The 20,712-nt window shown below is 68.5% G+C and carries 22 protein-coding genes and 1 tRNA gene; 15 read left to right on the plus strand and 8 right to left on the minus strand.

Features of this window, described 5'->3' with window-relative positions; all coding sequences use genetic code 11:
- The first annotated feature begins 115 nt into the window (after positions 1-115).
- Together KIK09_RS52665 and KIK09_RS52670 are read left to right on the plus strand one after the other, a co-directional pair.
- On the plus strand, positions 116-3,010 hold the full coding sequence (locus tag KIK09_RS52665; protein ID WP_214327159.1) for a UPF0182 family membrane protein: 2,895 nt from the start codon (positions 116-118) through the stop codon (positions 3,008-3,010).
- Between the two features lie 54 nt (positions 3,011-3,064).
- Positions 3,065-3,141, plus strand: a tRNA-Met gene (locus KIK09_RS52670).
- A 289-nt stretch (positions 3,142-3,430) separates the two neighbouring features.
- Here KIK09_RS52670 and KIK09_RS52675 read toward each other — a convergent pair.
- Both KIK09_RS52675 and KIK09_RS52680 read right to left on the minus strand, forming a co-directional pair.
- The gene (locus KIK09_RS52675; protein ID WP_214327160.1) at positions 3,431-3,907 is read right to left on the minus strand and encodes a DUF488 domain-containing protein; all 477 of its coding nucleotides are present in this window, start codon (positions 3,905-3,907) and stop codon (positions 3,431-3,433) included.
- Between the two features lie 54 nt (positions 3,908-3,961).
- Positions 3,962-4,357, minus strand: a complete 396-nt coding sequence (locus KIK09_RS52680; protein WP_214327202.1) for a RidA family protein — start codon at positions 4,355-4,357, stop codon at positions 3,962-3,964.
- A gap of 129 nt (positions 4,358-4,486) precedes the next feature.
- On the opposite strand from KIK09_RS52680, the gene KIK09_RS52685 reads away from it, so the two are divergent.
- From KIK09_RS52685 to KIK09_RS52700, 4 genes are all read left to right on the plus strand, one after another.
- Positions 4,487-5,461 carry a helix-turn-helix transcriptional regulator gene (locus KIK09_RS52685; RefSeq protein WP_214327161.1) on the plus strand — a complete coding sequence of 325 codons (975 nt, stop codon included), beginning with the start codon at positions 4,487-4,489 and terminating at the stop codon, positions 5,459-5,461.
- A 670-nt stretch (positions 5,462-6,131) separates the two neighbouring features.
- A complete protein-coding gene (locus tag KIK09_RS52690) occupies positions 6,132-7,007 on the plus strand; it encodes a PHP domain-containing protein (RefSeq protein WP_214327162.1) in 876 nt (291 codons plus the stop codon).
- A 57-nt stretch (positions 7,008-7,064) separates the two neighbouring features.
- Positions 7,065-7,550, plus strand: coding sequence for a hypothetical protein (locus KIK09_RS52695; protein WP_214327163.1), 486 nt, complete (start codon positions 7,065-7,067; stop codon positions 7,548-7,550).
- Between the two features lie 160 nt (positions 7,551-7,710).
- Positions 7,711-8,049, plus strand: coding sequence for an Mth938-like domain-containing protein (locus KIK09_RS52700; protein WP_308164820.1), 339 nt, complete (start codon positions 7,711-7,713; stop codon positions 8,047-8,049).
- 10 nt (positions 8,050-8,059) lie between these two features.
- On the opposite strand, the gene pyrH is transcribed toward KIK09_RS52700, so the two are convergent.
- Positions 8,060-8,788: a UMP kinase gene (pyrH, locus tag KIK09_RS52705; RefSeq protein WP_214327165.1), complete on the minus strand. Its 729-nt coding sequence runs from the start codon at positions 8,786-8,788 to the stop codon at positions 8,060-8,062.
- 72 nt (positions 8,789-8,860) lie between these two features.
- On the opposite strand from pyrH, the gene KIK09_RS52710 reads away from it, so the two are divergent.
- The 3 genes from KIK09_RS52710 to KIK09_RS52720 all read left to right on the plus strand — a co-directional run bounded on the left by KIK09_RS52710 (position 8,861) and on the right by KIK09_RS52720 (position 10,519).
- Entirely contained in the window at positions 8,861-9,358 is a 498-nt protein-coding gene (locus tag KIK09_RS52710; protein WP_214327166.1) for a flavoprotein, read from the plus strand.
- Between the two features lie 449 nt (positions 9,359-9,807).
- Complete coding sequence (locus KIK09_RS52715) at positions 9,808-10,164, plus strand: hypothetical protein (RefSeq protein WP_214327167.1); 357 nt, start codon at positions 9,808-9,810, stop codon at positions 10,162-10,164.
- A gap of 40 nt (positions 10,165-10,204) precedes the next feature.
- The gene (locus tag KIK09_RS52720) at positions 10,205-10,519 is read left to right on the plus strand and encodes a trypco2 family protein (RefSeq protein WP_214327168.1); all 315 of its coding nucleotides are present in this window, start codon (positions 10,205-10,207) and stop codon (positions 10,517-10,519) included.
- Here KIK09_RS52720 and KIK09_RS52725 read toward each other — a convergent pair.
- Entirely contained in the window at positions 10,494-11,243 is a 750-nt protein-coding gene (locus tag KIK09_RS52725; RefSeq protein ID WP_214327169.1) for an aminoglycoside phosphotransferase family protein, read from the minus strand. The two genes, KIK09_RS52720 and KIK09_RS52725, sit on opposite strands and share 26 nt — an antisense overlap.
- Before the next feature lie 84 nt (positions 11,244-11,327).
- On the opposite strand from KIK09_RS52725, the gene KIK09_RS52730 reads away from it, so the two are divergent.
- Positions 11,328-12,758 (plus strand): M1 family metallopeptidase, encoded by a 1,431-nt coding sequence (locus KIK09_RS52730; protein ID WP_214327170.1) that lies wholly within the window; start codon positions 11,328-11,330, stop codon positions 12,756-12,758.
- Here the strand turns inward: KIK09_RS52730 and KIK09_RS52735 are convergent.
- Positions 12,753-13,259: a 2'-5' RNA ligase family protein gene (locus KIK09_RS52735; protein ID WP_214327171.1), complete on the minus strand. Its 507-nt coding sequence runs from the start codon at positions 13,257-13,259 to the stop codon at positions 12,753-12,755. The two genes, KIK09_RS52730 and KIK09_RS52735, sit on opposite strands and share 6 nt — an antisense overlap.
- Before the next feature lie 72 nt (positions 13,260-13,331).
- Here KIK09_RS52735 and KIK09_RS52740 point away from each other — a divergent pair, with 72 nt between their 5' ends.
- On the plus strand, positions 13,332-15,611 hold the full coding sequence (locus KIK09_RS52740) for a phospholipase D-like domain-containing protein (RefSeq protein WP_214327172.1): 2,280 nt from the start codon (positions 13,332-13,334) through the stop codon (positions 15,609-15,611).
- Here the strand turns inward: KIK09_RS52740 and KIK09_RS52745 are convergent.
- Positions 15,608-16,024 (minus strand): hypothetical protein, encoded by a 417-nt coding sequence (locus tag KIK09_RS52745; protein WP_214327173.1) that lies wholly within the window; start codon positions 16,022-16,024, stop codon positions 15,608-15,610. The genes KIK09_RS52740 and KIK09_RS52745 overlap by 4 nt on opposite strands.
- Positions 16,025-16,081: 57 nt before the next feature.
- Here KIK09_RS52745 and KIK09_RS52750 point away from each other — a divergent pair, with 57 nt between their 5' ends.
- The 4 genes from KIK09_RS52750 (at position 16,082) to KIK09_RS52765 (ending at position 19,655) form a co-directional block, all read left to right on the plus strand.
- Complete coding sequence (locus KIK09_RS52750; RefSeq protein WP_214327203.1) at positions 16,082-17,074, plus strand: LacI family DNA-binding transcriptional regulator; 993 nt, start codon at positions 16,082-16,084, stop codon at positions 17,072-17,074.
- Positions 17,075-17,143: 69 nt separating this feature from the next.
- On the plus strand, positions 17,144-17,557 hold the full coding sequence (locus KIK09_RS60440) for an ABC transporter substrate-binding protein (RefSeq protein ID WP_308164821.1): 414 nt from the start codon (positions 17,144-17,146) through the stop codon (positions 17,555-17,557).
- A complete protein-coding gene (locus tag KIK09_RS52760; RefSeq protein WP_214327175.1) occupies positions 17,554-17,772 on the plus strand; it encodes an ABC transporter permease family protein in 219 nt (72 codons plus the stop codon). The genes KIK09_RS60440 and KIK09_RS52760 overlap by 4 nt, the downstream gene beginning before the upstream one ends.
- 11 nt (positions 17,773-17,783) lie before the next feature.
- Positions 17,784-19,655 (plus strand): glycoside hydrolase 5 family protein, encoded by a 1,872-nt coding sequence (locus tag KIK09_RS52765; RefSeq protein ID WP_214327176.1) that lies wholly within the window; start codon positions 17,784-17,786, stop codon positions 19,653-19,655.
- On the opposite strand, the gene KIK09_RS52770 is transcribed toward KIK09_RS52765, so the two are convergent.
- Both KIK09_RS52770 and KIK09_RS52775 read right to left on the minus strand, forming a co-directional pair.
- On the minus strand, positions 19,628-20,209 hold the full coding sequence (locus KIK09_RS52770; RefSeq protein WP_214327177.1) for a class I SAM-dependent methyltransferase: 582 nt from the start codon (positions 20,207-20,209) through the stop codon (positions 19,628-19,630). The two genes, KIK09_RS52765 and KIK09_RS52770, sit on opposite strands and share 28 nt — an antisense overlap.
- Positions 20,206-20,700: a GNAT family N-acetyltransferase gene (locus KIK09_RS52775; RefSeq protein WP_214327178.1), complete on the minus strand. Its 495-nt coding sequence runs from the start codon at positions 20,698-20,700 to the stop codon at positions 20,206-20,208. The genes KIK09_RS52770 and KIK09_RS52775 overlap by 4 nt, the downstream gene beginning before the upstream one ends.
- Positions 20,701-20,712: the final 12 nt, after the last annotated feature.

The raw sequence follows: 20,712 nt of genomic DNA on the forward strand, positions 1-20,712 counted from the left end.
GCGTTAGCCGTACTACTGGCCCTGCGGTGTAGGTTTCCAGCTACGGACCGTTTGTTTTAGTTACCACGACGAGGGGTTGGCCTTGAGCTTCCGGACCCCAGGAGCAGGCCGGGCGATGCGGTTGCCTCGCCGCCCGCGACTGCTGCTCCCGGTCGCGATCGCCCTCGTGGCGATCGTGGCGCTGTTCTTCCTGTTCTCCGGCATTTACACCGACTATTTGTGGTTCGACGCGATCAAGTACACGTCGGTGTTCTCCGGGGTGCTGCTCACGCAGATCGTGCTGTTCCTGGTGGGCGCGCTGCTCATGGTCGGTATCGCGGGCGGCAACATGCTGCTCGCCTTCCGGATGAGACCCATGTTCGGGCCCGCCATGTTCGGTGGGGGGAGCGGCGCCGACCGCTACCGGATGGCTCTCGACCCCCACCGCAAGCTGATCTTCATCGTCGGCATGGGCATGCTCGCGCTGTTCTCGGGCTCGTCCTTCGCCGGTCAGTGGCAGACGTGGCTGGAGTTCGTCAACGGGGTCGACTTCGGCAAGAAGGACCAGTTGTTCGGCATGGACATCTCGTTCTTCATGTTCGACTACCCGTTCATCCGGATGATCCTGAACTTCCTGTTCACCGCGATCATCATCTCGATCATCCTCGCGGCGATCACCCACTACCTGTACGGCGGCTTCCGCCTGCAGTCGCCCGGAGTGCACGCCTCGCGCGCCGCCCGGGCCCACCTGTCGGTGCTGCTGGGAGTGTTCGTCCTGCTCAAGGCGGTCGCGTACTGGATCGACCGGTTCGGGCTGGTCTTCTCCGACCGCGGCTTCGTCGACGGCGCCTCCTACACCGACGTCAACGCGGTCCTGCCCGCCAAGACGATCCTCGCGATCATCGCGCTGATCTGCGCCGTGCTCTTCTTCGCCGGCGTGATACGGCCGGGCGGCATGCTGCCCGGCGTCTCCTTCGGCCTGCTCGTGCTCTCGGCCATCCTCATCGGCGGCGTCTACCCGGCGCTCGTCGACCAGTTCCAGGTCAAGCCGAACCAGCAGCTCAAGGAGAAGGAGTACATCGCCCGCAACATCGAGGCCACCCGCGACGCCTACGACATCAAGGACACCCAGGTCATCGACTACAAGGCCGAGGCCGACCCGACCAAGGTCAAGACCGACGGCGACGCCTCGGTCTCCGGCGTCCGCCTGCTGGACCCCGCCCTGGTGGCCGGGACGTACGAGCAGACCCAGCGCATCCGCGGCTTCTACGGCTTCGCCGACCAGTTGGACGTCGACCGCTACCCGGACGCCACCGGCAAGCCGGTCGACCACGTGGTGGGCGTGCGCGAGCTCATCGCACCGCCCACCGACCAGGACAACTGGATCAACCGGGCGCTGATCTACACCCACGGCTACGGATTCGTCGCCGCGCCTGGCAACGAGGTCAACTCCAGCGGGCTGCCCGACTACGACGCCAAGGACATGCCGGTCACCGGCTCCCTGGCCAACTCCACCAAGTTGTCGGAGGCCCGCGTCTACTACGGCGAGAACCCGGCCTCGTCCGAGTACGTGATCGCCGGCGGCAACCCGAAGAACCCGCAGGAGCTCGACTACCCGGAGACCGGCGGCACCGGCCAGAAGAACACCACCTACACCGGCAAGGGCGGCGTGCCCGTCGGCTCGTTCATCAACCGGCTCGTCTTCTCCGCCAAGTACGGCGAGAAGAACATCCTGCTTTCCGGCGACATCAACGACAACTCCAAGATCCTGTACGTGCGCAACCCGCGCGACCGGGTCGAGAAGGTCGCCCCGTTCCTCACCCTCGACGGCAACCCCTACCCGGCCATCGTCAACGGGCGCATCACCTGGATCGTCGACGGCTACACCACCTCGAACGAGTACCCGTACTCGCAGAGCGAGAGCCTGGCCGACATGACCCGCGACAGGAACACCGACCGCCGGGTGGTCGCCCAGCAGCCGACCGACAAGATCAACTACATCCGCAACTCGGTCAAGGCCACCGTCGACGCCTACGACGGCACGGTCACCCTCTACGCCTGGGAGCCCGGCGACCCGGTCCTCAAGACGTGGAGCAACGCCTTCCCCGGCATCATCAGGCCCTCCTCGGAGATGAGCCCGGACCTGAAGGCGCACGTGCGCTACCCGGAAGACCTGTTCAAGGTGCAGCGCTTCACCCTGTCGCGCTACCACATCACCGACTCCTCGGCCTTCTACAGCGGCCAGGACTTCTGGAACGTCCCCAGCGACCCGTCCCAGGGCGACAAGGACACCAAGCAGCCGCCGTACTACCTGACCACCACGATGCCGAACAGCAACCCCGCCTTCTCGCTGACGACCACGTTCGTCCCGAAGCAGGGTCCCAACCTGGCGGCGTTCATGGCGGTCGACTCGGTCGCCGGGCCTGACTACGGCAAGATGCGCATCCTCCGGATGCCGTCCAACACGCCCGTCCCCGGCCCCGGCCAGGTCCAGAACTCCTTCCAGAGCACGCTCGCCGGCCAGCTCAACACGATGGGCATCGGAGCCTCCCAGCTCCGTTACGGCAACCTGCTCACCCTGCCGTACGCCAACGGCCTGATCTACATCGAGCCCGTCTACGCCCAGACCGCGGTGGGCAGCGGCCAGGAGCCCTACCCCATCCTGCAGCGCGTCCTCGTGTCGTTCGGCAACAAGATCGGTCTGGGCCGCAACCTCGGCGAGGCTCTCGCTCAGGTCTTCGGCGAAGGCCAGCAGACCAATCCCACCAACCCCAACCAGACCCAGCCCAACCAGCAGCCGACCACGGCGCTGCAGACGGCCATCAACGACGCGCAGAAGGCCTACGACGACGCGCAGAAGGCCCTGTCGGCCTCGCCTCCTGACTGGCAGGCGTACGGCGAGGCCCAGAAGCGTCTCGACGCCGCCCTCAAGGCCCTGGAATCCGCCGGCGCCACCAAGCCCACTCCCACCCCGACCCCAACCCCCTCGTCCTCCCCGTCAGGATCGCCTACTCCGGCGGGAGGCTCGTAGGTCATTCGATTTGCATGGTCCCCGCGGTCCCTATAGTCTTTAGACACACACCGACGCGGGGTGGAGCAGTTCGGTAGCTCGCTGGGCTCATAACCCAGAGGTCGCAGGTTCAAATCCTGCCCCCGCTACCACGTCAGAAGGCCCGGAGAATCTTCTCCGGGCCTTCTGCCTTTCCGGCCCTGCGCATGCAGGGGCTTCCCCTCGCCGAAGGCTCGGGTTGTCTTCCCCGAGCAGTAGCCATCGACTGCCCAGGCATTGGCTTGGCCCGTGACGTGCAGGCACGGCTAGGAGAAACGCCCTCCGGGAGATCATCCCGGCATGTACGGTAACCAGGGCCCCAGCCGCGGCTACCGCTCCAAGCGGGCGTGATCCAGGACACCGGCGCAATCACCGCTGCTGCGGACCCTGCGAATTCACGCGTCACAACGGGCGCAGGTGCTCGATCGTGACGTGGTGCTGCTCGGTCAGCCGCTGGGCGATCAACGAGCGGTGGCAGGCCTCGGGGTCGCGCTCGACACAGAGCAGCGCTGCGGTCCCACTGCTCGGCAGCTCCGACACGATCGGCGTCAGGTCGGCGCGGTCGAGGATCTCGGTGGTGTAGCGGCGGGTGTACTCGGCAGCGAGTTCGCGGCGCGAGCGCTTGCCGACCCCTTGGCGGTCATCCTCGGCGTACTGGAGCCGGCGCAGCTCGGTGGTCGGGGCGAGCTCGGGGTGGTGCTCGTAGGCGATCCCAGCATGAGCGAGGGCCGCCTGCAGCCGGCCCGAGTTCGCCCAGGCGTACTCGGGTCCGCGGACACCGCGGCGCTGGCGTACGTCGAGCAGCAGCCGAACGTCCGCCTGCCGCAGTCGTTGCAGGAAGGACTCGCCGTCGAAACCGTAGACGCCGATTGTCACCATCCTGAGCACCGGAAATCACCCACCTGCCTACAGCCTTGCCGGAGGCGAGATCGCTCACGCGACGGCGGTTCCCTCAAGCTCGACCATCAGGTCGGGTATCGCCAGCCGTGTCACCCCGAGCATCGTGGTGGACGGTGCCACCCCGGCGGCGCCCAACCGCCCCGCCAGCACGCCGTAGTGCTCGAAGAGCCGATCGACGTCGGTGGTGTAGACGTTGAGCCGGACGAGGTTCGCCAGCGACATGTCGGCCTCGCCGAGCACGGCCTCCAGGTTGTCGAGGCTCAGCGCCAACTGCGCCGCCATGTCATCGGCATGCTGGGGCTTGCCGTCGCCGCTCATCGCGGTCTGCCCGGAGCAGTACAGGGTCCGGGTGTGCCCGGAGACGATCTCACCCTGGTTGTACCCCAGCTCCACCGACCACGCCCACGGGTTGACCGCCGTTCGCTCCATTGCCACATCAGCTCCATTCGATTCTTACGGACGTCCATCGGCTCGGTAGCCACCGTCCTCTTCGTCGTGGTGATCAGCCTCCCGGCAAATCACGACATCCTGTGTCGTGTATTCGTCTAGGGTTTTCGTATGCGCGCCGACCGGTTGGTCTCGCTGGTGCTGCTGCTGCGCCGGCACGGTCGGCTGTCCGCGACCGCGCTGGCCCGCGAGCTGGAGGTATCCACCCGCACCGTGCTGCGCGACATCGAGGCGCTGTCCGCAGCCGGCGTCCCGGTCTACGCCGAACGCGGCCGGCACGGCGGGTTCGCGTTGTTGCCCGGTTTCCGGACCGAGCTCACCGGACTGAACCCCGACGAGGCCCTTGCCCTGCTGGTCGCCGGATCGCGGCGCGGCGCGCAGGCATTCGGCCTCGGCTCGGCGCTCGCATCGGCGATGCTCAAGGTGGTCGACGCGCTACCCGAAAGCTATCGGGACACCGCGGCCGGCGCGGCCGAGCGATTGCTCATCGACCCGCAGACCGACCTCCTCTCGCGCCGGCTCGTCGCCGAGGAGGTGCCCGACTCCATAGCGGCCGAGGTCCTGCGCGCGGTGTTCGCCGGACACAAGCTGCGGATCCACTACGCGGCCGTGGGCCAGGCCCCGAAGTGGCGCACGGTGGACCCGATCGGCCTGGTCACCGTACGCGATCAGGGCTACCTGTTGGCCACGAGGTCTGGCGCGGACCGCACCTACCGGATGTCCCGGGTCTTGGCCGCCGAAGAACTCGCCGAACCCGCACAGCGTCCAGACCGGGTCGATCTGGACCGGACCTGGCAGGAACGCAGCACGCAGTTCCGGACCGGCGGCGACCAGGTCACCGTGCTGGTACGGGTGGCCCCGGCGCGGCGGGAGGACCTGGTCGGCACCGCGCTGGCCGTACTCGCCGAAGAAGCCGACCCAGACGGCTGGCTGCGGCTGGAGCTGACCTTCCAAGATCCGAGACACGCCGAATGGGCGCTGTGGCAACTCGCCACGAACGCGGAAGCCCTGGCCCCGCAGTGGCTGCGCGACTCCCTACGCAACCGCGCCGCCGCGATCGCCACCCGCTACGGAGTGCCATCCTGAGAGTTGTCGCGTTCCGCGGGCCGCCGCCGCGATTCGAACCGCTCCGTGCCAAGCGCGCCGAACGACGCGCGTGCAACGCGCGGCGCTGCCTTGTGGCACCCCGCCTAAACTCGCGAAGGTGTAGGACATGTTGGCGCGCCCGATCCGGTCACTCAGGCCCTTCGGGTCCACACCGGTGGGCGTGGGGAGCACAGGTTCACCACCTTCCAGTCACGGCCGGCCAGTGCAGTGCCCCCGCCGCGCAGGGTCCACCCGTACCAGCACGTGACTGTGTGCAACATGCGAGACCTGATGAGAACGTCAAAGGCTCCGCAGCAGGTCGATAAGCCTCCAGAGACGCTCGGCTGTCCCGCCGATGCTCCAGCCGGAGCATTGGCGACCTGGCGGTCCGTATCCAGGTCGGCCTGAACGTACTGCTTCATCGCGAACGCCACGTCGGCATGGCCGAGCGCCTTCGAACCGATCTTCGCGCCACGACCGGCGATGGCGTGCCGCGCGGCCACGCCGACCGCCGTACCAGCCATATCCAGTGAACTCGCCAGCCCAGGGTCACGCCGCCGCACGGATGCAGCCCTACGATGGCTGGCCTCCGTAGGTGGTCGGGGGCGATCATCAATCCGGTGAGCCCGTTGACAGGAGCGCCACTGCAAGCGCACGTAGCTCCTTCGATGTGTCACTCGATACCAGCGGAAAGGACGAGATCTTGGTGCTCCCCGCGGATGGTCATGTACACAGCGAGTGGTCCTGGGATGCGCCGGACGGTTCAATGGAGCAGACATGCGCGCGAGCGGTGGACATGGGCCTCCCAGCAGTTGTGTTCACCGAGCACGTGGACTTCACAGCCTGGATGGTCATTGCCGGCGAACTCGACGATCACGAACATCTCAAGCAGTTCGTCACGCCACACGGAACGCTGGCTCCGCCGAAATTCAATCTTGATGGGTACCTGGAATGCCTCCAGCGCTGCCGTGATCAGTTCCCGAGCCTTCGTATCATCAGCGGGGTCGAACTGGGCGAACCGCATTGGCACGGCGATGAGGCCGCGAGCCTGCTCGACGCAGGACAGTTCGACCGGGTGCTTGGTTCGCTGCATTGCCTGCCACTCGGCCAGCAGTTCGCCGAGCCTCCCAACCTGTACCGACATCGACCAGCCGCCGAGGTCATACGGGAATATCTGGCCGAGATACCCCGCCTGATCAAGAGCTCGGATGCGTTCGGCGTACTCGCCCACATCGACTACCCGATCCGCTACTGGCCGGCGCCTGCCGGGCCGTTCGATCCGAACGCATTCCAGGAAGAGTTCCGCCATGCCCTGCGAACGGTCGCTGACAGCGGCCGGGCCCTGGAAGTGAACACCCGTGGGCCACTCCACCCCGAGATCGTGCGCTGGTGGCACGCCGAAGGAGGAGAAGCGGTCTCCTTCGGCAGCGACGCCCACAGCCCGACAGGGATCGCTCACCGCTTCACCGAGGCGACGGCCATGGTCGAGGCCCAAGGCTTCCGGCCCGGACGTCACCCCTATGACTTCTGGACGCGTTCAGGCTGACCGTTGAAACATGAGGTGCGGTGGCCAGCATCACGACCGGAGGGCAATGTGGGGGTCTTGTACGACTACTACCGGGCGACCAGCAGACAAGCCGCTGTCGTGAAGCCCGAGAAATCTCGCGTGGTCAACCCGGCGTGGGATGTGGTGGACGCCAAAGGGATCGATCCGGTAGTCATTCTGGGGCAGCTCATCGCCTTCATCAGGGACGTTCCCTACGACATGGACCTGGTCAGGCCGATCGGTGTCTACCCACCGCCAGAGAGCGCCCCTAGGACCGAGGAGGAGTGGGAAGCCCTCCCAGAAGACTCGCTATACCTCGACGGGCCGGACATCGACGAACTCCCGGCACATGTACGTGACAGCCTTGCAAGCGTCCCTGACGACCGCTTGGACGAACTCGTCGAACAGTGGGGACGGATCGAAGAGTTCTCCACGCACCCCGCCGACGACGGCTACCTCCTGGAGGTACTCACCGGGCTCAGGGCTCTGGCCCAGCGAGCCCAGAAGGAAGACGAGTTGATCTATTGCTGGATAAGCCTCTAGACCGCCGCCTGTCGAGCGTTGTCGCTGGTGAGATGGAGATCCTGCTAACGGCGAGCGTGCCAGCCCGCACGAGCAGAACGAGACGAGATACAGGCGGGATGGGTGGGATGGTGGGAGTTAGTCTCGCCTTGTGGAGTCTCGATCACCGTTGATCACACATGTGTCCTGGGGCCGGATGGTTGTCGAGGGCCTGGGTGAAGGCAAGGACTTCAAGCTCTACCCCGGCGGCGGGAGGCCCTGGGATTGGGGCGAAACCGGCACGAGGCACAAGCCCGGCATTCAGCCCGCGGATGTGCAGGAACTGCTCGACCACGGCAGCCAAGTGATCATCCTCTCCCGAGGCATGCAGTTGGTCTTGGAGACCTGCCCCGAGACGCTGGATCTCCTGAAAGCCCACGGCGTCGACGTGTACGTGGAGGAGACAACCACGGCCGTTCACCACTACAACACCCTGGCCGAAACCACCTCAGTCGGAGGCCTGTTCCACTCCACCTGCTGATCCAGCGGGGTCAGGCCTGGGAGGTGCTGGTGATGCGGGTGCCTATGTTGGTGCCTTGGCAGATGGAGCGCATGGCGCCTCTGGCTCTTACGTCGAAGACGTGCATGACGAGGTTTTGTTCGTTGGCCAGGACGAAGGCGCTTTCGTCCATGATGCGGATTCCGGCCGACAGCGCTTCCCGGTAGGTGAGGGTGTTGAAGCGTTCGGCGGACGGGTTGAGCTTGGGGTCGCTGTCGTAGACGGCGTCGACGCCGTGCTTGGCCACGAGGAGCGCGTCCGCCTCGAGTTCCAGGGCGCGCTGGACGGCGGGGTAGTCGGTGGTGACGTACGGCTGGCCGATCCCGCCGGCGAGCAGCACGATCAGCCCGTGATCGAGGTGCCGGTCGGCGCGCAGCCGGATGAACGGCTCGGCCACGCTGTGCATGGGCATCGCGGTCATCACGCGGACGTCGGCGTCCGTGCGCGCGGTCAGCACTCCGCGGAGCATCAGCGCGTTCATGACCGTGCCGAGCATGCCGATGTTGTCGGCCTCCGCCCGGCCGATGCCCCAGCCGTCGGCCATGCGTCCGCGGAAGTAGTTGCCGCCGCCGATCACCACGGCGATCTGAACGCCGAGTTCGTGCACAGAGAGGATCTCGTCGGCCAGCTGGGCCAGGCTCTTGGGATCGGTGCCCCAGCCCGTGTCTCCGGCGAGGGCCTCGCCGCTGAGCTTGACCACGACCCGTGAGTAACGCCGCACGTCCGGTCCCTTCGCGGTCGCGCGCCCGGCGACCCGGTCAAGAATACTGAGACGGGATGATACGGATGTGGAGTGACACTCCTCTACGCGATCGTGTGCGCAGCCGACCCGGCCAGGGACGTCGGCCGCCTCGTCACCCTGGCCCAGGAGACGGGCTGGACGGTCCAGGTGGTCGCCACCCCGTCGGCCCTCGCCTTCATCGACGAGACGGAGCTGGAGCACCAGACGGGCCGCCCCGTCCGCAGCAGGCACCGCCACCCCTCCGAACCCAGGCCCCCAAGAGCCGACGCCATCATCGTGGCCCCCGCGACGTTCAACACGATCAACAAGTTCGCCAACGGCATCTCCGACACCTACGCCCTCGGCCTGCTGGCCGAAGCTCCCGGCCTGGGCATCCCCGTGGTGATGCTGCCCTACGTCAACGCCGCCCTGGCCTCCCGCCGCCCCTTCAAGGACAGCCTCACCCGCCTCCGCGAGGAAGGCATCCACATCCACACCCCCGACGCGGACCTGGACCCCTACCCCTGGTCGCTACCCCTCGACATCCTGAACGGCAGGCCAGGGCGTTAGCGCCTGGCCCTCCAAGCGAGCAGTCCCAGGCCAAGGAGCCCGCAGGCGATCGAGGCTGCCGCGAAGCCGAGCGCGAGCCATTCTGGCGAATTCGTCACTGATCACGACCGCGAGGCAGACGAGCCCAAAGTGCAGGAGCCCGCAGGTCGGACGAGCGTAGGCGCGCGGCGTGACGGCTCGGCCAAGGCGTCACAGGGCCAGGAGCAGCGAGAAGACGGCCAGGTCCTGAGCGGGCCTCCGGCGAAGGTCGCCACCGGGTGGAACGGATTGATCGCTCGTGCGAGGATTCTCCTTGCCTCGGCCGCCGGTTGGAAGGCGTCATGCGACGATCATTCGCTGGTCCGTTATCGATCGCAGCTCTGGCGATCTGTGTCGTCGCGATGGCCTGTGTCGCGCTCGTGGCGGTACTCGGCGACGGGCCTGCGAATCGCCCGGCGAACTCCTCCCCGGTGACCAGTAGCGCGAACGACGACGAGGACGCCAAGAGACTTCCCGCAGGTTCGGCGACGTCGCTCGTGATCGACAAGGAGACCCGGGACCTGCTCGCCCGCGCCGGGCACCCGGAAGCGGCCTCCGGGACCCTCTACTACGGACTCGTAGCCGGGGACTCGGATGACACCGACCGCTTCTTCGCCGTCGCGATGCTGGACCGGCAGTACTTCTGGACCAAGCAGGGACGCGACGGCTGGCGCTATCAGGGGGACTTCGACGGCCGAGTCTGTCATCCACCGGTGCCGCCCGAGCTCTACGCGCAGTGGGGCATGAGCTTCTCGACCCCCGGCGGACCCTCGTGCGCGGGCGGCTGACGCCGAATGCCAAGCAGATCAGCGGAAGGGAGAAATGCGGATGGTCAGCGGGGTTGGGCTGGCGGAGGCCATTGAGGTTGTCCGGGCGGAGCTGTCCGCGGCGATGACGGAGGGGGAGGGGAAGCGGCTGCAGTTCGATGTGGGGACCGTCGACCTGGAGTTCTCCGTGCAGGTGCGGCGGGAGGCCGAGGGGAAGGCGGGGATCAAGGTGTGGGTCGTCGAGGCAGGGGCGTCGGGCGGGGTGTCCAGGGAGGCGACGCACACGGTGAAGGTTTCGCTGACTCCCGTCGACACCAAGACCGGCGGGGCGCCGCGGGTCAGGGACGAGGTCACCGCTCCGCCGCCTCGCGGTTGAGGGGCAAGCGGGCCAGGACTCCTTCCATGCCCGATTCGACCAAGGACGGGTCGGAGGTCGTGAGGCCGTGCAGGACCTCGTGCCACGGTCCGAGGCGGTGCCAGGCCAGCGCCCTGGCCCGCAGTTCGGGGGTCATGCCGTAGGCGGAGGCCAGCGCCCGCGAGAAGGCGTACGGCGTGCCGTACAGAGCCCAGGCGAGGTCGATCGCCGGATCCCCGAGGTGGACGTCGGTGAAGTCGATGACGCCGGAGAGGCGACCGTCCGTGGCGAGGACGTGTTCCGGGCCGAGATCGCCGTGCACGACGGCGTATGCGGGGAACCCTGCGATGAGCGACAGCAGCGCCCGGCCGGCCGCCTGCCGCGAGGAGGGCAGCAGAGGCAGCACCCTTGAGGCGAAGGGCGGCAGGTCCGGCCGCGCGGGCAGTCCGGGAGCAGCCGAGGCGTCCACCGCGTGCAGCGCGCGCAGGAACTCGCCGAGCTGACGGGCCTGCGACGGGCTGGGCGACGACATGGGCACGCCGGGCACGACGGCGTGCCGTACCGCGACAGGGGAGTGCGAGACCACGACGGGCACGGGTACCGCGAGCGGAACCTGGGGCGCCAGCCACGGCATCAGGCGGGTCTCCATGAGGAGCAGCGGCCCGACCGAGGGACGGCGGGGACGCCGTTCGATCCAGCGGCCGTCGACCAGCCGGGTCATGCTGTCCCATCCCTGTTCGATCACGCGGCGAGCTTAATCGCCAAAATGCGACAAACCGAGATCAAACCGTACTTGTCTGGGTGGACGGTCGCCGACAGGGTCGAACGCATGAGCAAGTTACCTCGCACGCTGGCCGCCCTCGCGCTGACCCTGGCGGCCGGGCTGGTCGCGGCCGCTCCCGCTGACGCCGCGACGGGGTTCACCCCCGGCGCCCCCGGCGCCGGCGACCCGTACTTCCCCGACATGGGCAACGGCGGCTACGACGTGGCGCACTACGACATCGCGCTGAAGTACGACCCCGCCACCAAGTCCATCAACGCCACCACCAAGATCCTCGCCTCCGCGACGCAGAACCTGTCGCGGTTCAACTTCGACTTCCTCGGCCCGCTGCAGATCTCCGCCGTGACCGTCAACGGCCGCCCGGCCACCTACCAGCGGACCGGCGCCCAGGAGCTGGAGATCACCCCGTCCAGGGGGCTCCCCAACGGCCTGCCGTTCGTCACGGAGGTCACCTACTCGGGTGCCCCGCAGACGATCGACGACCCGGCGCTGGGGATCTCGGGCTGGGTGAACACCAGCGACGGCGGCCTCATGCTGAACCAGCCGATCGGCGCCGCGACGGTCTACCCGGTCAACGACAGCCCGCAGGACAAGGCCACCTACACCTTCACGATCACCGCGCCCGAGGGCCTCACCTCGCTGGCCAACGGCGACCCGTCCGGCACCTGGACCAAGAACGGCTGGACGACCGCCCGCTGGGTGATGCGCCAGCCCATGGCCAGCGAGCTCACCGTGATCGCGATCGGCAAGTTCACCGTGACGGATGGCGTCACCCCCGGCGGTGTCCGCAACATCACGGCGATCGACACCACGCTGGACACCGCGCCCGGCCAGGACGCCGACTTCCAGAACAGGACCGCGGCGGTCACCGACTGGGAGGCCTCGGTCTACGGCCGTTACCCGTTCGGCTCCACAGGCGGCATCGTGGACGACGCGCACGTCGCCTACTCGCTCGAGACGCAGGGCCGCCCGGTCTACGACAGGTACGGCAGGCCGGGCAAGAACCCGAGCGACGGGCTGCTCGCCCACGAGCTGGGTCACCAATGGTTCGGCGACAGCGTCACGCCGAAGCGGTGGGCCGACATCTGGCTGAACGAGGGTTTCGCGACCTACTCCGAGTGGCTCTACGCCGAGCACACCGGCGGCCAGAGCGTCCAGGCCAGCTTCGACGAGACGTACGCGACCGACGCCGGCGACGACCTGTGGCTGGGCAAGGTCGCCGACCCCGGGCGCGACCACATCTTCGACGGGCTGGTCTACGACCGCGGCGCCATGACCCTGCACATGATCCGCAAGACCATCGGTGACGACAAGTTCTTCACCGTGCTCAAGGTCTGGCCCACCGTCAACCGGTACGGCAACGCCTCCACCGAGGACTTCACCGCCTTCGTGAAGCGGATCGCCGGCCACGCCAACGCCGCGCAGCTCGACGCGCTGTTCGCGACGTGGCTCTACTCCGAGGGCAAGCCCGCCCTATGACGCCTTCGGGCTCGGGCCAGGCCCGAGCCCGAAGACTTCCGCCACGTGCCATGCCCCGTCGGCGAAGCGCACCAGCGTGACCTCGCTGACGGACATCTCGAAGGGCAGCCGCCGCTCCAGGTCGGCCTCGATCACGTCGAACGTCTCCGCGGGCTGGTCCTGGGCGACCGTGAGGTGCGGGACCGGGTCTCCGTAACGCCCGCCGTACGGCTGGGCCTGGGGCCAGCGGCCCGTCACGGCCGAGGTCAGCGCGCGGAAGGACGCCGACGGGGCGGGGTCGAGGTACAGCAGCCCGGGAAGCCGCCCGAGGCGGGAGAAGGTCGCGGTGAAGGGCGGATGGGCGGCGAACAGCTCGGCCAGGTCCGCGGCGGGGATGCCGGGCAGGAACGGGTACATGACCGTGACGTGGGCGGGAATGCCCGGCCGGTCGTAGCGTAGCCGCCAGGAACCCACGATCGGGTCGGCCTCCGGGACCAGGACCACCAGTGCGCTGACAGACACATTTCCCCCTTGACGCGCCAATCGCGCGGCCGTACTAATTATGGATCCCATCAAAAGTAAAGCGAGGGCGCCATGGTTACCCGCTTGTTAGCCGCGCTCACCCTGGTCACGACGCTCTTCAACCATCCAAGCATCGACGGCACGACGGACGGGTCCCTCCAGGACTCCCTCATGCAGCTCGTGGACCAGGCCGCGGCGGGCTCGACGCTGCGGGTGGCGACCTACGTGCTGGAGGTGCCCGAGTTCGAGCAGAAGCTGGAGGCCGCCTACCGCAGGGGCGTCGACGTGAAGGTCGTCGCGGAGGGCTCCGATCACGACCCGCTGCTCGACACGCTCGCCGCCGCGCTCGGCCCAGGACGGGTCACCCTCTGCCAGCTGGGGTGCCTCGGGCCGGACCGAGACATCATGCACGAGAAGTTCTTCGTCTTCAGCCGCCTGACCGACGGCCGCACGGACGTGGTGGTGCAGACCTCGCAGAACGTCTCCACCGAGTACGGCCTGCACCAGAACATGATCATCACCGACGGCGACGCGGGACTGGCCAACGGCTACCGGGGCGTCTTCGACCGGCTGGCGAGCCAGGTCCAGGGCACGTGGCGGGCCCCCTTCACCTCCGACAGCGGCAAGATCACGGTCTGGATGTCGCCCCGGGACACCACCTATGACCAGAACACCTACGGCAACAGCGACCTCGTAGCCGCGCAGCTATCCAATGTGACATGTCCGGCATCGATACGGATCGTCCAGTCGCAGTTCGCCACCGACCGGCCCAACGTCATCAGCGTGCTGAAGACCAAGAAGCAGCAGGGCTGCCAGGTCGAGGTGATCACCGCCGAGGGCGCCGGCCCCGCCGCGATCGGCAAGCAGCTGGCCCAGTCGGGGATCGGCGTGTTCACCTTCCGCCCCGGCGGCTGCCACTACCCGGTCCGCGGCACCTGCGCGGTGGATTCCATCCACTCCAAGTACATCCTGGCCGGCAACATCGTCTACACCGGCTCGCAGAACCTCGTCGCCGGCTCGCTCCTCTACGCCGACGACGCCTTCGTCAAGGTCGACGACCCCGCCGTCTACCAGGCGTTCGACGCCGACTACAAGCAGCTGAAGGACGAGACGGTCAAGCTGCACCCGGCCACCTACCCGAACGCCGGCCAGACCATGGTCGCCGACGGCCCCGACGACCAGCGCGAACCCAGGGCCGCCGCGAGCAGCACCGGCTACACGGCCGTCACCTGGGAGGACGCGAGCACCGCCGAGGTCTACGCCAGGATCTACCGCAACGGCCAGCCGGTCACCGGCTCCGTCAAGGTCTCGATGGGCGGCGTCGGCTGCTCCACCGGCTTCAACCACGTCCGCCCTGACGTGGGCGTCGACGACGCGGGCAACGCGTACGTGGCCTGGGCCGAGGACGGGGACTGCCGCGGCGAGCACAACATCGCCGTCCGCCGCCTCGCCCCTGCCGGCACGCTCAGCTCGACGATCTGGGCCAACGACCCGCAGTGGGCGGGCGACCAGACCAGGCCCACGATCGCGGTACGGGGCACCGGCGCCTTCACCGTCGCCTGGGAGGACACCCCGAGCGGGAGCATCCGCGCCGCCGGATACGCCTCCTTCGGCACCCGGTCCTTCGGTCCCGTCGCCGTGACGGGCGCGGTCGGCGCCACCCACCCCGACGCCGCCGTCGACGGCACCGGCGCCACCACGCTGGTGTGGGAGCAGTACACCGACATCTACATGGGCAAGCTCTCCGCCACCGGCACGGTCACCCTGCGCGACAACTCGATCGACCCGCGCGTCCCCGTCAACACCAACACCGCCGCCCAGCATCTCGCCCCCTCCGTCGCCGTCACGCCGACCGGCGACTCGATCGTCGCCTGGAGCGACAACCTCAACGGCATCTGGCGGGTACGCCTGCGCGGCCTGGCCCCGTCGATGGCCGCCCGCTGGAGCGAGCGCGCCGCCGCCCAGGGCCTCTACGCGCCTGGCCAGACGCCGGACGAAGCCAAGGAATACCCGCCGATGTGCGACACCCGCACGAGCGGCTGCGCCGTCCAGGGCACGCCCTTCGTCGGGCTCGACAGCAGCGGCAGGGCGATCGTGAGCTGGACCGAGTCCGACTGGTGGGCCTCCGACCGCGGCTACGAGGTGTACGCCAGGGGGCTCAACGCCGACGGGAGCACCACCGGCCGCTTCCCGGTGGAGCGGATGAACCCGATGACGGTCGGCGACCAGGCCACCGCACCCGTCGCCGTCGCGCCGGACGGATCGTTCACCCTCTTCTACGCCGACGACTTCGACGCCAACGGCTACAGCGACATCGTGGCCCGCCCCGGCTTCACCAACACCACCTACTAACCGAGCCCCTCGTCGTTGATCAGCCACCGGCCGGTCTCGGCGTCGTGGATCATGAGGTAGTCCCACGGATGGACGCCGTCGGGAAAACTTATGTCGCCGCCTTCGTGGTAGAACTCGGTGGCGACCGCGATGGCGTCCACCATCCGATCACCGGAAACCGTCTCGTCCTTCCTGGTGCCCAGGATCTTGATGTCGGAGACCTTGTCCGTGTCGCGCAGCCACATGTCGGTCATGGATTGATGGCGCGACGTCGACAGCGAGCGGGCCGTCGAGGCGTCGTGCGCATCCAGCGCCCTGAGGTAGACCATCGCCACCACCTCGGGAGACGCGCTCGGCGGCGGTAGCGCCACGTGGTAGCGAGTTTGCGAGCAGGAGACCGCGACCAGGCATAACAGTGCGAGGGGGACGCGCATGGCACCTGATAGTACCCTTAGCGAAAAACCGGTTTAGCGACAAGGGGCGGGATGACGTTGAAGCGGCCGACGATCGCCGACATCGCGCGGCAGGCCGGGGTCACCAAGAGCGCGGTGTCCTTCGCGCTGAACGGCAGGCACGGCGTGTCCGAGCAGACCAGGCGCCGCATCCTGGAGATCGCCGACGAGCTCGGCTGGCAGCGCAGCAGCGCCGCGAGCGCGCTCAGCCACGGGCGCGCGGGGGCGGTGGGCCTGGTCCTCGACCGCCCCGCCCAGACGCTGGGCGCCGAGCCGTACTTCATGCAGTTCATCTCCGGGCTGGAGAGCGAGCTGTCGGCCGCGGGCGTGCCGTTGCTGCTGCACATGACCGCCGACCTGGACGACCAGATGGAGGCGCACCGCCGCTGGTGGGCCGAGCGGCGGGTGGACGGGGTGATCCTGGTCGACCTGAGGGTGGATGACCCTCGCCCGGCCAGGATCGCCGAGCTGGGCATGCCGGCCGTGGTCTCGGGCGGGCCCGACTGGCTGGGCGGGCTGCCGGGGGTCTGGCACGACGAGGCCGCGGGGATGCGCGAGGTGATGGACTACCTGCACGCCCTCGGGCACCGGCACGTCGCCAGGGTGGCCGGCCTGCCGTACCTGCAGCACACCGACATTAGAAGCCGGATATTTCGGGAAAAGGGTGGGCAGGTCATCGTGCACACCGACTACACCGGCGAGGAGGGCGCCAAGGCCACCAGGAAGCTGCTCACCGGCGAGGACAGGCCGACCGCCATCGTCTACGACAACGACATCATGGCCGTCGCGGGCCTGGCGGTGGCGGGTGAGCTCGGCGTCGACGTGCCGGGCGAGCTGTCGCTGGTGGCCTGGGACGACTCGCCGTTCACCCGCCTGGCGCGCCCGGCGCTCACGGCCGTCGGCGTCGACACCTTCGACCGCGGTGTGCGCGCGGCCCGCTGCCTGCTCGACGTCATCGCCGGCAGGAAACCGGACACCGGAGACATCCCGGTACCCGAACTGATCCCACGAGGGAGCACTGAACCGGTTTAGTCTGACGTTGACCCTTTACCGGTTTATCGACTAGTTTCGACACTCCCGCGCAGTTGAGGAGTGTGCCCGGTGAAGTCACCCGCCGTCGCGTCGATCGCACTGCTCGCCGTCACGGCCGCCGCCTGCGGTTCAGGCGGTGACGGCGCCACGAGCGGGACAGCCAGAACACTGACGTACTGGGCCAGCAACCAGGCGGCCAGTATCGAGCTGGACAGGAAGGTGCTCCAGCCGGAGCTGGACAAGTTCGAGCAGCAGACGGGCATCAAGGTCAACCTCGAGGTCATCCCCTGGTCCGACCTGCAGAACCGGATACTCAACGCGGCCGCCAGCGGCCAGGGCCCCGACGTGGTCAACATCGGCAACACCTGGTCGGCCTCGCTGCAGGCCACCGGCGCGTTCGTCGGCTTCGACGACGGCACGCTGGCCAAGGTCGGCGGCAAGGACAGGTTCCTGGCCAGCAGGTCGGGATCTACGCGTTCATGACCGCGTGGGGCGAGGTGTTGTTCGCCTCGGTGCTGACCGACAAGAACACCCGGACCCTGGCCGTCGGGCTGCAGGCCTACGCCAACCAGAGCAACGTGTTCTGGAACCAGGTCATGGCGGCGTCCCTGGTCGTGAGCGTGCCCGTCGTGCTCGGGTTTCTGGGCTTGCAGCGCTATCTCGTCGCGGGGCTCACCGCCGGCGCGGTCAAATCATAAGGATCACTATTTTGAAGCGAAATTTCCGGAAACTGCCGGGTGCCTGCTGGCTGGGCGCCAACTTCTGGTCGCGCAACGGCGGCCCGCTCATGTGGCGCGAGCCGTACGATCCGGCGATCGTGCGCGCGGAGCTGCGCACGCTGCGCGAGCACGGGCTGAACACCACCCGGTCGTTCTTCTACTGGCCGGACTTCATGCCCGCGCCGGACCGCATCGACGAGGACTGTGTCGCGAGATACCAGGACTTCCTGGACGCGCATCAGGAGCTCGGCATGGGGACGATCCCGACGTTCATCGTGGGCCACATGTCGGGGGAGAACTGGGACCCGGCCTGGCGCGAGGGCCGCGACCTGTACGGCGACGTGTGGCTGGTCGGCCGCCAGGCCTGGTTCGCCGAGCGCCTCACGCGCAGGTTCCACGCCCATCCCGCCGTCGCCGGCTGGCTGATCACCAACGAGATGCCGATCTACGGAGGTACGGCGGAGCGTCGCGTGATCTCGGCGTGGGCGCAGCTCATGGTCCAGGCGGTCCGCGCGGGAGGCGGGACCCAGCCGGTCTCGGTCGGCGACGGGGCCTGGGGCGCCGAGGTGACGGGCGAGCACAACGGGTTCTCCACGCGGGACCTGGCGGCCTTCACCGACTTCGTCGGCCCGCACGTCTACCGGATGGAGGACGACGTCGTCCGCCAGCACTACGCGGCGGCGTTCGTCTGCGAGCTGACCGGCGGGTTCGACAGGCCGGTCGTGCTGGAGGAGTTCGGGGTCACCTCGGACTACGTGGCCGACGACCACGCCGCGCACTACTACCGGCAGGCGCTGTACAACTCGCTGCTGGCCGGCGCGACCGGATGGCTGGCCTGGAACAACACCGACTTCGACCTGACAGAGCAGGACCCCTACCGGCACCATCCCTTCGAGCTGCACTTCGGGCTGACCACCGTGGACGGGACGCCGAAGCCGCAGCTCACCGAGATGGGGCAGTTCGCCCGAACGCTGCGGGACATCGACGTCGAGCGCTGCGAGCGCGTCCGCGGCGACGCCGTACTGGTCGTGCCCGAGGTGATGGAGGGCGACGTGCCCTTCACCTACCCGGAGGAGCGCACGCACATGTTCACCACGCTCCGCCAGGCCTACGTCGCCGCCCGCGCCGCGGACCTGCCGATCGGCCTCACCAGGGAGCGCGACGGCATCGCCGGGGGAGCCCGGCTCTACCTGGTCCCGTCCACCAAGCAGCTCACCGCGCCCGGCTGGCGCACGCTGGAGACCCTGGCCGAGCAGGGCGCCGTCGTTTACGTCTCCTACTCCCCAGGCACGCCCGGCATCCAGCGCGGCCCGTGGTACTCCCACATGAACGCCATGTTCGGCGTCGAGCACCGCCTGCGTTACGGGCTCAACGACCCCGTCGAGGACGACGTGGTCGAGTTCACCTTCCTGGCCGGGCTCGGCTCCATCGACGAGGGGACCACGCTCGCCTTCAACGCCGCGGGCAACGAGCACAGCCGCGCCTACCTGCCGGTCCGCCCGGCCGACGCCGAGGTGGTCGCCGTCGACCAGCACGGCAGGCCCGCCCTGCTGCGCCGCCGCGCGGGCGCCGGATGGCTGATCCTGGGAACCTTCCCCATCGAGCACATGGCCGCGCTCACCCCGCGCGTCAACCCTGAGCCGACCTACCGCCTCTACGACGCGCTGGCCCAACTGGCCGGAGTCTCCAGGCCGGTGACGGTCGACGACCCGCGCGTCTCGGTCGACCTGCTCGAGCACGAGAACGGCACGCGGTACGCCTTCCTGGTCAGCCAGTCCGAGGAGCAGCTCACGGTCAAGCCCGCCGGCCTCGACGAGGCGATCACCCTGCCGCCCTACGGCGTGCGGGTGGTCTCGGTGTAGGTCAGCAGGTAGCGCCAGAACAGCAGCCGCCGGATCCGCGCCCCCGGCAGCAACCTGGCCGCCTCCCGCCGGACCTCCGGCAGCGGCAGCGTCGCCTGAGTCACCGGCGCCTTCAGCTCCGGACCCTTCCGCCCGCTCAGCGCCAGCCGGAAGGCGGCGTTGACCGGGACGGCCAGCAGGCTGACCGCGTAGTCGGCTCGGGTGCTCTCCGGATAGCACCCGAGCACGGCCAGGACCCCGCCGGGATTGAGCGCCTGCCGCAGCCGCGAGACCGTGTCGAAGGGCATGTGGTGCAGGCTCGCCAGGCACGAGATGAAGTCGTAGCGGCCGAGCTCGACCGACGTGGCATCGCCGTTGATGAACCGCACGCCGTCACCGCGCGCCGCCCGGATGACCCCGGGGTCGGGATCCACCGCGTCCACGGCCAGCCCCTTGGCGGCCAACGCCCGCGCGAACCTCCCCGTGCCGCACCCCACGTCCAGCGCCGTCGCCGCCCCCGGGGGCACGTGCCGCAGCAGCAGCCGGTGGTAATGGTCGTTGTGGTCGAAGCTCATGCGCTCTGACCGTACAGATGCACCGACTGGCCACGGTAGTCAAGATCCCGCAGGTGCCGGTGCCCGATACGCTCGGCCACCGAGATCGAGCGCACGTTGCCCGGCTTGATCAGCGAGATGACCTCTTGCGCCGCCAGTTCCTCGAAGCAGTACCGCACCGCCGCCCTGCCCGCCTCGGTCGCGTACCCCTTGCCCCAGTGCGCCCTGGCCAGGCACCACCCGACCCCCAGCCCGGGAAAGCCGTACGGCTGCCAGGGTCCCGCCCGGCCGACGAACGCGCCGGTCGCCTTCTCCACCAGCGCCCAGTGCGAGTAGCCGCGGATCTCCCGGTGGCCGATGAACGTAGCCAGGCTCCGCCACGCGTCGGCGGGCGAGGTCCCGACCGTTTCCGCCAGCCCGCCGGCCACCTCGGGATCCGACAGCATGGCCGCGTAGTCGTCGAAGTCGTCACCGGTCAGCGGGCGCAGGATCAGCCGCTCGGTCTCCAGCATGATCGCCAGTAT

This window comes from Nonomuraea sediminis (assembly GCF_018531495.1).
GTDB lineage: Bacteria > Actinomycetota > Actinomycetes > Streptosporangiales > Streptosporangiaceae > Nonomuraea > Nonomuraea sediminis.